The organism is Salmonella sp. NW177, assembly GCF_051811585.1.
GTDB classification, from domain to species: Bacteria; Pseudomonadota; Gammaproteobacteria; order Enterobacterales; family Enterobacteriaceae; genus Salmonella; species Salmonella enterica.
Genome location: NZ_JAMMZV010000001.1, coordinates 461,232 through 474,756, shown reverse-complemented (window position 1 = coordinate 474,756; position 13,525 = coordinate 461,232). Strand labels below are relative to the sequence as shown.

At 50.6% G+C, this 13,525-nt stretch carries 16 protein-coding genes and 1 riboswitch; of the genes, 7 read left to right on the top strand and 9 right to left on the bottom strand.

The features are described from left to right. Positions 1-7: 7 nt before the first annotated feature. Both yoaE and NA986_RS02545 read right to left on the bottom strand, forming a co-directional pair. On the bottom strand, positions 8-1,567 hold the full coding sequence (yoaE, locus tag NA986_RS02550) for a CNNM family cation transport protein YoaE (RefSeq protein ID WP_000421815.1): 1,560 nt from the start codon (positions 1,565-1,567) through the stop codon (positions 8-10). Beyond that, the gene (locus NA986_RS02545) at positions 1,555-1,722 is read right to left on the bottom strand and encodes a protein YoaL (protein ID WP_370739650.1); all 168 of its coding nucleotides are present in this window, start codon (positions 1,720-1,722) and stop codon (positions 1,555-1,557) included. Before NA986_RS02545 ends, yoaE begins: the two co-directional genes overlap by 13 nt. 317 nt (positions 1,723-2,039) lie before the next feature. Between NA986_RS02545 and manX the strand changes: the two genes are divergently transcribed. The 5 genes from manX (at position 2,040) to mntP (ending at position 6,218) form a co-directional block, all read left to right on the top strand. Further along, positions 2,040-3,008, top strand: coding sequence for a PTS mannose transporter subunit IIAB (manX, locus tag NA986_RS02540; protein ID WP_000150521.1), 969 nt, complete (start codon positions 2,040-2,042; stop codon positions 3,006-3,008). A 52-nt stretch (positions 3,009-3,060) separates the two neighbouring features. After that, positions 3,061-3,861 carry a PTS mannose transporter subunit IIC gene (gene manY, locus NA986_RS02535; protein ID WP_000406918.1) on the top strand — a complete coding sequence of 267 codons (801 nt, stop codon included), beginning with the start codon at positions 3,061-3,063 and terminating at the stop codon, positions 3,859-3,861. A 12-nt stretch (positions 3,862-3,873) separates the two neighbouring features. Then, complete coding sequence (locus NA986_RS02530; protein WP_001518647.1) at positions 3,874-4,725, top strand: PTS mannose transporter subunit IID; 852 nt, start codon at positions 3,874-3,876, stop codon at positions 4,723-4,725. A 58-nt stretch (positions 4,726-4,783) separates the two neighbouring features. Beyond that, entirely contained in the window at positions 4,784-5,242 is a 459-nt protein-coding gene (locus NA986_RS02525) for a DUF986 family protein (RefSeq protein ID WP_000156280.1), read from the top strand. A gap of 196 nt (positions 5,243-5,438) precedes the next feature. Next, positions 5,439-5,540: riboswitch (yybP-ykoY riboswitch) on the top strand. A gap of 111 nt (positions 5,541-5,651) precedes the next feature. Next, the gene (gene mntP / locus NA986_RS02520) at positions 5,652-6,218 is read left to right on the top strand and encodes a manganese efflux pump MntP (protein WP_001518359.1); all 567 of its coding nucleotides are present in this window, start codon (positions 5,652-5,654) and stop codon (positions 6,216-6,218) included. Here the strand turns inward: mntP and rlmA are convergent. The 6 genes from rlmA to mgrB form a co-directional block, all read right to left on the bottom strand. Continuing rightward, positions 6,215-7,024: a 23S rRNA (guanine(745)-N(1))-methyltransferase gene (rlmA, locus tag NA986_RS02515; protein WP_000010920.1), complete on the bottom strand. Its 810-nt coding sequence runs from the start codon at positions 7,022-7,024 to the stop codon at positions 6,215-6,217. The two genes, mntP and rlmA, sit on opposite strands and share 4 nt — an antisense overlap. 68 nt (positions 7,025-7,092) lie before the next feature. After that, positions 7,093-8,838 (bottom strand): peptidoglycan glycosyltransferase FtsI, encoded by a 1,746-nt coding sequence (gene ftsI / locus NA986_RS02510; protein WP_000730322.1) that lies wholly within the window; start codon positions 8,836-8,838, stop codon positions 7,093-7,095. A gap of 219 nt (positions 8,839-9,057) precedes the next feature. Continuing rightward, positions 9,058-9,267: a transcription antiterminator/RNA stability regulator CspE gene (gene cspE / locus NA986_RS02505; protein WP_001062678.1), complete on the bottom strand. Its 210-nt coding sequence runs from the start codon at positions 9,265-9,267 to the stop codon at positions 9,058-9,060. 12 nt (positions 9,268-9,279) lie between these two features. Further along, positions 9,280-9,423 carry a DUF2627 domain-containing protein gene (locus NA986_RS02500; protein ID WP_001537930.1) on the bottom strand — a complete coding sequence of 48 codons (144 nt, stop codon included), beginning with the start codon at positions 9,421-9,423 and terminating at the stop codon, positions 9,280-9,282. Positions 9,424-10,071: 648 nt separating this feature from the next. Next, entirely contained in the window at positions 10,072-10,359 is a 288-nt protein-coding gene (locus NA986_RS02495; protein ID WP_001000660.1) for a YebO family protein, read from the bottom strand. A gap of 70 nt (positions 10,360-10,429) precedes the next feature. Beyond that, positions 10,430-10,573, bottom strand: coding sequence for a PhoP/PhoQ regulator MgrB (gene mgrB / locus NA986_RS02490; protein WP_000714547.1), 144 nt, complete (start codon positions 10,571-10,573; stop codon positions 10,430-10,432). Between the two features lie 157 nt (positions 10,574-10,730). Here mgrB and yobH point away from each other — a divergent pair, with 157 nt between their 5' ends. Beyond that, positions 10,731-10,970: an invasion protein YobH gene (yobH, locus tag NA986_RS02485; RefSeq protein WP_001236777.1), complete on the top strand. Its 240-nt coding sequence runs from the start codon at positions 10,731-10,733 to the stop codon at positions 10,968-10,970. 211 nt (positions 10,971-11,181) lie between these two features. Here the strand turns inward: yobH and kdgR are convergent, their stop codons facing one another. Further along, positions 11,182-11,973 (bottom strand): DNA-binding transcriptional regulator KdgR, encoded by a 792-nt coding sequence (kdgR, locus tag NA986_RS02480; RefSeq protein ID WP_001262195.1) that lies wholly within the window; start codon positions 11,971-11,973, stop codon positions 11,182-11,184. Positions 11,974-12,148: 175 nt separating this feature from the next. On the opposite strand from kdgR, the gene NA986_RS02475 reads away from it, so the two are divergent. Further along, the gene (locus NA986_RS02475) at positions 12,149-13,522 is read left to right on the top strand and encodes an MFS transporter (RefSeq protein ID WP_000416139.1); all 1,374 of its coding nucleotides are present in this window, start codon (positions 12,149-12,151) and stop codon (positions 13,520-13,522) included. Positions 13,523-13,525 lie beyond the last annotated feature (3 nt).

Genomic DNA, 13,525 nt, shown 5'->3' with positions numbered 1-13,525 from the left:
TGTGACGTTATTCCTCTTCGTCGTGGGCAGGCTGTTCTTTAACAATCCGAACCAGATCGACACGGTAGTCGTTGGCCTCGACAATGGTGATCCGCAGTGGCGGAACATCAATGACATCGCCTACACGAGGAATATGACCATTAGCGGCGATCACTAACCCCGCGACCGTCGCAATATCGCCCTCTTCGTTCACCAGATGGTCAACTTCCAGCGCCTGCTGTAGCGCATGGAGATCGGTGCCGCCCTTCACTATCCAGCCCTCGGCATCGGCAACGATTTCCGGCGTTTCATCGGCATCCGGGAACTCACCGGCAATCGCTTCCAGCACATCCAGCGGCGTAACCAGCCCCTGCACCACGCCGAACTCGTTCGTGACGATAACGAAACTGCCGCGCGCGCGACGCAAAACGCCTAACAGATTGATAGGATCAAGCGTTTCCGGCACCACTATCGCCGGAGAAGACGCGGCGATAGCCGCAACGTCCGCGCCCTCTTCCAGCGCCACCAGCAACTCTTTCGCCCGAACGATACCGATAATTTCATCCAGCTCGCCCCGACATACCGGGAACAGGCTATGCGGAGAAGAGAGTAACTGCTGACGGATTTCAGCTACGCTGAGATTCGCATCCACCCAACTAATTTCGCCTCGCGGCGTCATAATGCCGCGCAGGGAGCGCGACGCCAGAGTCAGTACGCCGTTAATCATGTAGCGTTCTTCTTCGGCGAAGGCGCCTTCCGACACCGATATCGCGGCCGGGCTATCCGTCTCATGTTGCGTACTCGCCTGGCGTTTACCGCCCATCAGACGCAGGATAGCGTCCGCAGTACGCGCGCGCAGCGGCAACGTGGACTGATGACGAATAAAGTTGCGGCGCGCAATCTGGTTAAACACCTCGATAACGATCGAGAAACCAATTGCCGCGTACAGGTAGCCTTTCGGAATATGGAAACCAAACCCTTCCGCCACCAGGCTCAAGCCGATCATCAGCAGGAAACTCAGACAGAGCACCACCACCGTCGGATGCTGGTTGACAAAACGGGTCAGCGGTTTTGACGCCAGTAGCATCACCGCCATCGCAATCACCACCGCCGCCATCATAACCGGCAGATGGTTTACCATACCTACCGCCGTAATCACGGCGTCCAGCGAGAAGACCGCATCCAGGATGACAATCTGCGTGACTACCACCCAGAAGCTCGCATAGCCTTTACCGTGTCCGGTGTCATGCTCGCGGTTTTCCAGACGTTCATGCAGCTCGGTGGTCGCTTTAAACAGCAGGAATATACCGCCCAGCAGCATAATTAAATCGCGGCCGGAGAAGGTAAAATCCCAGACGGTAAAGAGCGGCTTTGTTAAGGTCACCAGCCACGAAATAATGGACAGCAGCGCCAGACGCATAATCAGCGCCAGCGAGAGCCCGATAAGACGCGCTTTGTCACGCTGCTTTGGCGGCAATTTATCGGCGAGGATCGCGATAAAGACCAGGTTATCGATACCCAGGACAATTTCCAGGACGACGAGCGTGAGTAAACCCACCCAAATTGAGGGATCCATTAATAATTCCATGACAAGCTCCTGCTTAAGGAATGACTAAACGGCGCCCACAACATCTCAAAGGATGCAGGCGGTAACGCAATAAACAAAGTAAGGCTATGGCAAGATATGCCAGATTGACAGGCGCAAAACGGCCAAAGAGTGAAATGACGTCGGTGACGATCCATACAACGGGCTGCTGCCCTATACCCCATTCTAATTAAACGGAAGCTAAACATAACAGAGACAACTGGTTTTTGGCAAAGATTTACCTTCCTTTGCAAAGAGATGTAACCGGGATATTTTACACTTCGAAATTTCTCATTATCGAAAACAAAATTACGGATCTCCATCACACAAAATATTTTTTTCGATATCTAAAATAATTCACGAAAATCATGCGTTTTTCGTTGTAACCCTCATCTGAATCGATTCGCTTGCGGACGGCGATTCAAAAAATACATCTGTCAAGTTGATGTGTTGACAATAATAAAGGAGGTAGCAAGTGACCATTGCTATTGTTATAGGCACACATGGTTGGGCTGCAGAGCAGTTACTTAAAACAGCCGAAATGCTGTTAGGCGAGCAGGAAAACGTCGGCTGGATCGATTTCGTTCCAGGCGAAAATGCCGAAACGCTGATCGAAAAGTACAACGCTCAGTTGGCTAAACTCGATACCAGTAAAGGCGTGCTATTTCTCGTTGATACATGGGGAGGCAGTCCGTTTAATGCTGCCAGCCGCATTGTCGTCGATAAAGAGCGCTATGAAGTTATTGCCGGCGTCAACATCCCGATGCTGGTCGAAACGTTTATGGCTCGTGACGACGATCCGAGCTTTGACGAGCTGGTCGCACTGGCGGTAGAAACCGGTCGTGAAGGCGTAAAAGCGCTGAAAGCGAAACCGGTAGAAAAAGCCGCGCCAGCGCCAGTCGCCGCCGCGCCAAAAGCGGCCGCACCGGCAAAACCGATGGGCCCGAATGATTATATGGTTATCGGGCTTGCCCGTATTGATGACCGCCTCATTCACGGTCAGGTCGCTACCCGCTGGACCAAAGAGACCAATGTCAGCCGTATTATTGTTGTGAGCGATGAAGTCGCGGCGGATACCGTACGTAAAACGCTGCTGACGCAAGTTGCGCCGCCGGGCGTTACGGCGCATGTGGTTGACGTCGCGAAAATGATTCGCGTCTACAATAACCCGAAATACGCCGGTGAACGCGTGATGCTTCTGTTTACCAATCCTACCGACGTCGAGCGCATCGTTGAGGGCGGCGTGAAAGTCACTTCCGTGAACATTGGCGGTATGGCCTATCGTCAAGGTAAAACGCAGGTGAACAACGCCGTTTCCGTCGATGAAAAGGATATCGAAGCCTTTAAAAAGCTCAACGAGCGCGGCATCGAGCTTGAGGTGCGTAAAGTTTCCACCGATCCGAAACTGAAAATGATGGATTTAATTGCCAAAGTGGCGAAATAACCGCCGGCATTTAATTAGCTTTCACACTTAAGATAGCAATAGGAGAAGTACAATGGAGATTACCACTCTTCAGATTGTGCTGGTGTTCATCGTCGCATGTATCGCAGGTATGGAGTCGGTACTTGATGAATTTCAGTTCCACCGTCCGCTGATCGCCTGTACCTTAATCGGCGCCGTTCTGGGGGACATGAAAACCGGTATTATCATCGGCGGTACTCTGGAAATGATCGCTCTGGGCTGGATGAACATCGGTGCTGCCGTTGCGCCTGATGCCGCACTGGCGTCCATCATCTCTACCGTTCTGGTCATCGCCGGGCATCAAAGCATTGGCGCCGGTATCGCGCTGGCGATTCCGCTGGCGGCGGCAGGCCAGGTACTGACCATTATCGTTCGTACCATCACCGTGGCATTCCAGCACGCGGCGGACAAGGCGGCTGAAAACGGCAACCTGACGGCGCTCTCCTGGCTGCACGTTTCTTCTCTGTTCCTGCAGGCAATGCGTATCGCCATCCCGGCGGTTATCGTTGCCATCTCCGTAGGCACCAGCGAAGTACAGGGAATGCTGAATGCGATTCCTGAAGTCGTCACAGGCGGTCTGAACATCGCCGGCGGCATGATCGTCGTGGTTGGTTATGCGATGGTTATCAACATGATGCGCGCAGGCTACCTGATGCCGTTCTTCTACCTCGGTTTCGTCACCGCGGCTTTCACAAACTTCAACCTGGTCGCACTGGGTGTCATCGGCGCAGTGATGGCTATTCTTTACATCCAGCTGAGCCCGAAATACAACCGTGTAGCGGGCGCGCCTGCAGCGGCTGCTGGCAATAACGATCTCGACAACGAACTGGACTAACAGGTGAGCGAAATGGTTGATATGACTAAAACTACCACCGAGAAAAAACTCACTCCGAGCGATATTCGCGGCGTATTTCTTCGTTCTAACCTGTTCCAGGGGTCATGGAACTTCGAACGTATGCAAGCGCTGGGCTTCTGCTTCTCTATGGTGCCGGCGATTCGTCGCCTGTATCCGGAGAATAATGACGCGCGTAAACAGGCGATTAAGCGTCACCTGGAGTTCTTTAACACTCATCCTTACGTTGCGGCGCCGGTACTGGGCGTGACCCTGGCAATGGAAGAAAAGCGTGCGAACGGCGCAGAGATTGACGATGGCGCTATCAACGGTATCAAAGTCGGTCTGATGGGACCGCTGGCAGGCGTCGGCGACCCTATCTTCTGGGGTACCGTCCGTCCGGTATTCGCGGCGCTGGGCGCAGGTATTGCAATGAGCGGCAGCCTGCTTGGTCCGCTGCTGTTTTTCATCCTGTTTAACCTGGTGCGTCTGGCGACCCGTTATTATGGCGTGGCTTATGGCTACCGCAAAGGCGTCGATATCGTTAAAGATATGGGCGGCGGCTTCCTGCAAAAACTGACTGAGGGGGCGTCAATCCTCGGCCTGTTTGTCATGGGGGCATTGGTTAACAAGTGGACGCATGTGAATATCCCGCTGGTGGTCTCCACCATCACCGGTCAGGATGGTCAGACACGCGTTACCACCGTGCAAACCATTCTCGACCAGCTGATGCCGGGTCTGGTTCCGCTACTGTTGACCTTTGCCTGTATGTGGCTGCTGCGTAAGAAAGTTAACCCGCTGTGGATTATCGTGGGCTTCTTCGTCATCGGTATCGCCGGCTACTCCGTAGGGCTGCTGGGCCAGTAAGGCTGTTGTACACTACCGGGGCCAAACGGCCCCGTTTTTTTATTTCTCTGGAGGATAAATGACTATCACGGACCTGGTGCTGATTCTCTTTATTGCCGCATTATTGGCTTACGCTCTCTACGATCAGTTCATCATGCCCCGTCGCAATGGCCCCACTCTGCTTTCTATAGCCCTGCTCCGCCGCGGTCGCGTAGACAGCGTTATCTTCGTTGGGCTGGTCGCCATCCTTATTTATAACAACGTAACCAGCCACGGAGCGCAGATGACCACATGGTTATTAAGTGCGCTGGCGTTAATGGGGTTTTATATATTCTGGATCCGCACGCCACGGATCATCTTTAAACAACGTGGCTTTTTCTTCGCCAATGTCTGGATAGAATATAACCGTATTAAAGAGATGAATTTATCGGAAGACGGCGTACTGGTGATGCAATTAGAACAACGACGCTTGCTTATCCGTGTACGCAATATCGATGATCTCGAAAAAATATATAAACTTCTTATTGAAAATCAATAATCTAAGATATAGCCTCAACTATGTTTTTCGAATTTTATTTCGAATCATAATATAGCTAAGGCTATATTTTCTATTGACCAATTGTTATTTAATTTAACGTTTTATTGATGAATAAATCTAAATGAAAATCGTTTTCAATTAGAAGGCAAATAATATTTTATCGCTGTTGTTTTATATTCTAAAAATATGTTAATGTTGCGCCGTCAATTGGGGAGTAGCCGATTTCCAGACTCCGGAAATGTACGCGTCAACATACTCGTTGCAAAACGTGGCGCGTACGGACCAGCCGCCGCTGGTCAGGCGAGACCATAGGCGCATCAACTGCTGTGTATTTCGTCACAGAATGGCGACATGCATGTTTGCTGGGGGCAGTGATGTGTTTAATGGATACCCCGGTCAGGACGCTGTCATGCACTTTACTGCTACTGTTCTTCTCGCTTTCGGCATGTCGATGGATGCTTTCGCGGCATCAATTGGCAAAGGCGCCACCCTACATAAACCCAAATTCTCAGAAGCGTTGCGTACCGGCCTTATCTTTGGCGCGGTTGAAACGCTGACCCCGTTAATCGGCTGGGGGCTGGGGATATTGGCGAGTAAATTCGTTCTGGAATGGAACCACTGGATAGCCTTTGTTCTGCTGATCTTTCTGGGCGGACGCATGATCATCGAAGGTATCCGCGGCGGTAGTGATGAAGATGAAACACCGTTACGTCGCCACAGCTTTTGGCTATTAGTCACGACGGCTATCGCGACCAGCCTCGATGCGATGGCGGTTGGCGTCGGTCTGGCGTTTTTGCAGGTAAACATCATCGCTACCGCATTAGCTATCGGTTGCGCCACGCTTATCATGTCCACCCTCGGAATGATGATCGGTCGCTTTATCGGCCCAATGCTGGGTAAGCGTGCTGAAATTCTCGGCGGGGTCGTACTGATAGGAATTGGCGTCCAGATCCTCTGGACGCATTTTCACGGTTAACGGTTACGCTGCCAGAGATGAAGGTTGAAATCCGTCTGGCAGCTAAGTCCGGCGCTGGCGGCCAGTTGTTCCCACACGTCTGGCCTGGCGCGCCAGGCAAATGGCGTCATTTGCAACAGTGCTACAGCCGCTTCGGCGGTGAGCTGCATGTGATAAGCAAGGCGGGTACTCTGCAGCAATGTGAATCCGTCGAGCTGCTCGGTATACGGCGCATGTAAACGCACCTCATCATAAATGAGCCCTTTTAGTTCCATCAGATGATGAGGTCCCGGCGTGGCGGTAACGACCCAACCACCAGGTTTCACCACACGCGCCAATTCCTGCGCCTTACACGGGGCGTAGATTCTGATCACCGCATCCATTGACGCATCGGCAAAGGGCAGTCGATGGCTTGACGCCACACAAAACTTCACCTGCGAATAGCGCTTCGCCGCCGCTTTGATCGCCGTTTTAGCAACGTCCAGTCCAAACGTGGTGACTCCCGGCAACGCCTCGGCAAAAGCATGAGTGTAATACCCCTCGCCGCAGCCGATATCCAGAATCGCCGTGGCCGACTGATCCAGCCGCTCGCGCAACAGGTTAATCACGGCATCGCGCAGCGGCTGATAATGGCCTGCATCAAGAAACGCTCTCCTCGCCTGCATCATTTCGGCGCTGTCGCCCGGATCGCGCGAACGTTTATGCTGTACCGGCAGCAGATTGATGTAGCCCTCTTTCGCCACATCAAACTGATGGCGCTGTGGACATATAACGCTGTTATTAATCTGCGTAAGCGGCTGATGGCAAAGCGGACAGGTAAACGACATGACAACAACTCCGGACTGGGGCGCTAAAGGGCGCAAGTGTAACGCGAATTGCGCCCCGGGAAAATCCTTTACGAGCCCGGAACCGCAACGTGGCTGCCATGCATCACCAGAAGGTGATCTGAATCGGCTGGCATACCGTCTGGCTCAACATTTTCCAGCCGCAGCACATCGCCCATGATCTGGCTGAATACGGGCGCAGATACCGCGCCGCCATAATAAGCCCCATTTTGTGGATTATTAATCACCACCACCAGCGCAAACCTGGGGTTACTTGCCGGCGCGACGCCTGCGGTATATGCCACATACTTATCGACGTATTTACCATCATCGCCAATTTTTTTCGCCGTCCCGGTTTTGACCGCAATACGGTAGTCTCTTACTGCGGCTTTTGTTCCGCCGCCGCCAGGCAACGCGACGCTCTCCATCATATGTTCCACCTCGTGCACCAGTTCTTCCGGCATTACTCGCGTGCCGATCACGGGTGGATCAACTTTGGTGATCGATAACGGACGGTAGATACCAAAGCTGCCAATCGTGGCATAAACATGCGCCAGTTGCAGCGGCGTCACCATTAATCCATAGCCAAAAGCGAAGGTAGCGCGATCTAAATCACTCCAGTAACGGCGTTTCGGTAATAACCCGCTGCTCTCTCCGGTGAGACCCAGTCCGGTAGGCACGCCGAAACCAAAGCTTTTATAAGTATCCATTAATTTCTGCACCGGCATCGCCAGAGAAAGGTGAGAAACGCCGGTATCGCTGGATTTTTGCAAAATGCCGGTTAATGTCAGTTCCGGATAGTAACCGACGTCGCGGATACGGTGTCCATCGAGAGTAAAAGGATGGGTATCGATAACGCTGTCCGGCTGCACGATGCCCTGCTGTAACGCAGTCATAATGACCAATGGCTTCACAGTAGAACCGGGTTCGAAAGTGTCGCTAATCGCGCGGTTACGAAAATCGTCCAACTGCGCGCCTTCACGGTTGTTCGGGTTGAAATCCGGATAGCTCGCCATCGAGAGAATTTCACCCGTTGGGATGTTAATCAATACGGCAGCGCCGGATTCCGCTTTGTTCCAGATGACGGCGTTATCCAGCGCATCTTCGGTAACCGTTTGCAGACGTTCATCAATGCTAAGCTGAAGTTCATGAGCAGGAACCGGATTCACTTCCGTAATGTTCTCAATAACGTGACCAAATTTATCTTTACGCACCAGTCGGGAGCCCGGTTTTCCCGTCAGTTGCGCGTTAAAGCTCTTTTCAATACCTTCTATTCCCTGCCCGTCGATATTGGTAAAGCCGATCAAATTGGCCGCTACGTGTCCGGCAGGGTAAAAACGGCGCGACTCTTCCCGCAGGTTAATACCCGGTAGATTCAGTTTATCTATCCATTCGGCTTGCTGGGGTGAAACCTGGCGCGCGAGGTAGATAAAACGGCCAGCCGGGTTACTGTTTACCCGTTCCGCAAGCGTACTGAGAGACAGATGTAAGGCGCTGGCCAGCGCCTGCCAGCGCTCATTGTAGCCAACGCCGCCTTTGCTTATGATAGTCTTCGGATCGGCCCAGACAGCATTAACCGGAACGCTCACCGCTAAGGGCCGCCCTTCTCTGTCGGTGATCATGCCGCGTGGAGAGGCCGTGGTCACTTCACGAAGCGAGCGCATATCTTCTTGTTTCACCAGTTTCGACGGCGTAACAATTTGCAACCATGCCACCCGCCCTAACAACAATGCCATACTGAGCAGAATGGCAGTGCAAAGTAGTGCAAAACGTATGGGCGTAAAATTACGGGTATCGCCGTCGCTTTTCTTTTTCACCTGATCTCCAGCCGAATCATTTTTCAGGTGATTGATTTAACGGGAAACGGCCGGAAAAACCAGAAAAAACAATGCTAATAACATCGCGCCTTTGCAACAAATCGCTAACGAGAGCGCATCCAGACACATTTTGAAGGATATTGAATTAAAAAGCCCCGCTTTTAGCGAGGCTTTATATCTGAGGCTGACGCGACAAACGCATCAAATCAGTGGTGTCGATCAGATAGCTGTTACGTTAACAGCAGCCGGACCTTTCTGGCCGTCCTGAATTTCGAACTCAACATTCTGGCCTTCAGCCAGAGTTTTGAAACCATTGCCCTGGATAGCGGAGAAGTGTACGAATACATCTTTGCTGCCGTCAGCCGGAGTAATGAAGCCAAAACCTTTGGATTCGTTGAACCACTTAACTTGACCTTTAATCTTTGCCATTTGCAAAATTCCTTAGAGTGTTTTCTTTGCCCGTAGGCATAACATAGATAAAACTGAGACATTACTGCTTGAGGCACTAATATAAGGTTCGGCAGAGAAGCGGTATTCAACGTCAACGTGTTTACTCAGGACTTCTTTACTGAAAATGCCACACATAAACAGAACTGTACCTCGTTTAACCCAAAGCCTGTTATCACATACAACGTTAATTATGGCAAGCCATTTTTAAACGTGTCTCGATCCGTCGCACAAATTACGAGAACCTTCACAAATTGACAGCACGTTTATGCAACAAAATTGCGAAAGATATATCCTCACGCGCTGACGGACTTCTGACAACGTCACTGCTGAAAAGCCATTTTTCTACCATAGCTCAATAACTTCGCTTCTTCCAGTGCATCAAATCACATTTAAAAGCTGTATTTTTCATATCACTTTTTATGCTGAGTTATGCATAAATTGTCACAAAGATAAAAAACACCTTTTAATCAAAATAATAGAAAAGAAAAGCGATTTTCGACACCGCTTTTTGTGATGTTCTGCGTCTTTACAGAATGCCTTAAAATAATGAACAAACAATGACAATCCATAAAGAGAGAGAAACGTTTCGCTTTTAATAGAGAATGAGCGGTATCACAAAAATGCCATATGTCCATTTGTTATACATATAAAACTATGTTGCATATAAAGCCATATATTATGTAAGGTGTTGATGCTGTAGTATCAGTTGCAAACGGCAACGCGGAGAGATCCGACGGGGAAATGGGGCGTATGGCACTGGCGCCATTTGCGCCCCGGTAAGCATTATCGTTCTGCAACCAGACGAATGATGTCCTCATCCTCTTTTGGTTCGCTTGCCGCTGTTGCGGGTTCCGCTTCTTTTTCTGGTTCGTTTGCTTCGCAAAGGCGACGTAACAACGCGTTTTGCCGCTTCTGTTGATCCAATAACGCTTCGAGCAGTTCTATCTGCTCGTTGGCACGGGAACTTGCCCGGTTGACAAAGAACCAGAGCGCCAGCCCCACCACCAGAACCACCATTGATACTATTAAAGATGCAAGAGAAAACGCACCAGAGTTTAAAACGTCGTTCATTTCACCACCTCAATGTAGAGACGTCATTCTACCACTGCTACACGGGAAGGAAATCTCTGGTGTAAAACGTTTACCAGGGAATAAATTTATTGATGGCGCAAATACCGCTGAAAAATTGTACATCCTGATCGCACATGATATTAAACACCTGCGCCCACAGCAACAGGCATACTACCACCACGATGCCGAGAACGACCCATCGAAATTTTTTCACTCCACTCTCCGATCTTACATCTTATGTCGCTAAATTATCATGAGTTACTTAAACCAGGAGTAACTGTAGCGGCATTATATGTTTTTAGGAATGATTCACTTGTTTCAATCAATGTACACGCTACTCTTATTCTAACTAAAAAAGAAAAGAGGTAGTAATGCGTTTGATCATTCGCGCAATTGTATTGTTTGCCCTGGTGTGGATAGGCCTGCTGATGAGCGGCTATGGCATCCTGGTGGGAAGTAAAGTGAACGCTGCGGGGCTGGGTTTACAGTGCCATTACCTGACCGCACGCGGCACCAGCACGGCGCAATATCTCCATACCAACAGCGGCATTATTGGCTTTTCCGACTGTCCCATTTTCAGAAAAATCGCCACCGTGGTGGATAATGGCTAAGCGGCAATAAATAATTTCACAGTGAAACTATCACCAATAATTCCCCTATATTGGCTGTTGTTCATAAGTACTGTTAAATAATATTTTAATAACCGTTAAATAAGCCGACAGATATTATCTACTTTTACGATTTCATCCCACCCGATGTTATAAAAAAAGCAGCTACATTTTTCGTAGCTGCTTTTTTTTAACGTCATGCAAATAACGTTGCTTAGAAGGGATAATCGTTGTAACCCATTTGTTCAGAAATTTTACGCGCGGCGGCGTGTAACATAGCCACATATTCCTGTAGGCGTTCTTCTGAAAAACGCAGCGTCGGGAACGAAATGCTTAACCCTGCGATGACTACGCCAAAACGGTCAAATACCGGTACGCCGATACAACGTAACCCTTCTTCCTGTTCTTCGTTATCTTCACCGTAGCCTTGCGCACGCACTTCATCCAACAGCGGCAGCAACGCTTCAGTGCTGGTAATCGTGCGTCCAGTGCTTTGCTTATACTCTACGCCGTCGAGAATCTGCTTAACCTCATCACGGTCGCGCCAGGCCAGAAGCACTTTACCGATGGCCGTACTGTACAGCGGATTACGACGCCCAATACGTGAGTACATCCGCAGATTGTACATAGAGTCAATTTTATGGATATAGACAATGCTGTCTTCATCCAGCGCGCCAAGATGGATAGTTTCTTTTGTCAGACGAGACAGTTCGCGCATCTGAATGTCCGCACTGCGGATGAGATCAACATTTTGCAAAGCTCGCGCGCCCAGCTCAAACAGCTTTAGCGTCAGAGAGTATTTTTCAGACTCCCCCTCCTGAGCCACGTAGCCCAGCGTTTTCATGGTTTGCAAAAAGCGATAAACGGTGCTTTTCGACATCATGACGCGCTGCGATAGCTCGGTAATCCCTATTTCACGCTCTTCACCCAGCGCCTGCAGAATGCCGAAAACTTTCAGCACAGAAGATACAGAATCAGGCTGCTTATCCAGATCTGCGTTTGCCATTTATCACCTCATTACGAGCGTTTTATAAAATTCAGAACGAGTTTTTATTATAATTTCACGCCAGGTCGCCCGCAATCCATCTTTGCTTACTTCGTTACAAATCTGCGACATAACAACTCAGTATTAATGCTAACATTATTATTCAGCTCATAATTCCCCTTATTACAAAATACTTATGGAAAAAACACGGGCCGATGGCCTGCCCCTCCCGCAGAGATACGGCGCTATCCTGACGATTATTATCGGTATTTCGATGGCGGTTCTGGATGGCGCAATCGCTAATGTCGCGCTGCCAACCATTGCGACTGATTTACATGCCTCCCCTGCCAGCTCTATCTGGATTGTCAATGCGTACCAAATCGCCATTGTCGTCTCACTGCTTTCCCTGTCTTTTTTAGGCGACATGTTTGGTTATCGCCGGATCTACAAATGTGGTTTAGTGGTATTTCTGCTTTCATCATTGTTTTGCGCGCTTTCAGACTCGCTACAGATGCTGACGCTGGCGCGTATCGCGCAGGGATTTGGCGGCGCGGCGCTAATGAGCGTAAACACGGCGCTGATTCGTCTTATCTACCCCCAGCGTCATCTGGGACGAGGCATGGGAATTAACTCTTTTATCGTCGCAGTCTCTTCCGCCGCGGGTCCGACGATCGCCGCAGCGATTTTGTCCATCTCATCATGGAAATGGCTGTTTCTGATTAATGTCCCGTTAGGTATCATCGCGTTAATTCTGGCCATACGCTTTTTACCAGCAAACATCGCCCATGACACTAAGCCGCGCTTTGACTTACCGAGCGCGGTAATGAATGCGCTCACATTTGGCCTGCTGATTACCGCATTGAGCGGCTTTGCCCAGGGACAGTCGCTAACGTTGATTGGCGCAGAGCTGCTCGTTCTGGTCGTGGTCGGGTTTTTCTTCGTGCGCCGCCAGCTTTCTTTGCCCGTCCCTTTGTTACCCATCGACTTGTTACGCATTCCGCTTTTTTCACTCTCGATCGGCACGTCAATTTGCTCGTTCTGCGCGCAAATGTTAGCCATGGTCTCGCTACCTTTTTATCTGCAAACCGTGCTGGGCCGTAGCGAAGTAGAAACCGGCCTGTTATTGACGCCCTGGCCGCTGGCAACGATGGTGATGGCGCCGCTGGCGGGATACCTGATAGAACGTCTTCATGCCGGTTTGCTGGGGGCGCTGGGAATGGTGATAATGGCAGCTGGGTTGTTTGCGCTGGTCATGTTGCCAGCCTCCCCCTCCGATCTGAATATTATCTGGCCGATGATCCTTTGTGGCGCAGGGTTTGGCCTGTTCCAGTCGCCGAATAATCACACCATTATCACTTCCGCGCCGCGTGAGCGCAGCGGTGGCGCCAGCGGGATGCTGGGCACGGCGCGACTGTTAGGCCAAAGTACTGGCGCCGCGCTGGTAGCGCTGATGTTGAACCAGTTTGGCGATAGCGGTACGCATCTTTCGCTGCTCGCGGCGGCGATCCTGGCTACTCTCGCGGCGGTGGTGAGCGGTTTACGTATTACGCAACCACGCGTTCAGGCGTAAAAA

Coding starts and splice junctions, on each gene's coding strand:
- yoaE (WP_000421815.1), bottom strand. CDS start 1,567: ATGGAATTATTAATGGATCCCTCAATTTGGGTGGGTTTACTCACGCTC.
- NA986_RS02545 (WP_370739650.1), bottom strand. CDS start 1,722: ATGGATCGTCACCGACGTCATTTCACTCTTTGGCCGTTTTGCGCCTGT.
- manY (WP_000406918.1), top strand. CDS start 3,061: ATGGAGATTACCACTCTTCAGATTGTGCTGGTGTTCATCGTCGCATGT.
- NA986_RS02530 (WP_001518647.1), top strand. CDS start 3,874: ATGGTTGATATGACTAAAACTACCACCGAGAAAAAACTCACTCCGAGC.
- NA986_RS02525 (WP_000156280.1), top strand. CDS start 4,784: ATGACTATCACGGACCTGGTGCTGATTCTCTTTATTGCCGCATTATTG.
- mntP (WP_001518359.1), top strand. CDS start 5,652: ATGCACTTTACTGCTACTGTTCTTCTCGCTTTCGGCATGTCGATGGAT.
- rlmA (WP_000010920.1), bottom strand. CDS start 7,024: ATGTCGTTTACCTGTCCGCTTTGCCATCAGCCGCTTACGCAGATTAAT.
- cspE (WP_001062678.1), bottom strand. CDS start 9,267: ATGGCAAAGATTAAAGGTCAAGTTAAGTGGTTCAACGAATCCAAAGGT.
- NA986_RS02500 (WP_001537930.1), bottom strand. CDS start 9,423: ATGTGTGGCATTTTCAGTAAAGAAGTCCTGAGTAAACACGTTGACGTT.
- NA986_RS02495 (WP_001000660.1), bottom strand. CDS start 10,359: ATGAACGACGTTTTAAACTCTGGTGCGTTTTCTCTTGCATCTTTAATA.
- yobH (WP_001236777.1), top strand. CDS start 10,731: ATGCGTTTGATCATTCGCGCAATTGTATTGTTTGCCCTGGTGTGGATA.
- kdgR (WP_001262195.1), bottom strand. CDS start 11,973: ATGGCAAACGCAGATCTGGATAAGCAGCCTGATTCTGTATCTTCTGTG.
- NA986_RS02475 (WP_000416139.1), top strand. CDS start 12,149: ATGGAAAAAACACGGGCCGATGGCCTGCCCCTCCCGCAGAGATACGGC.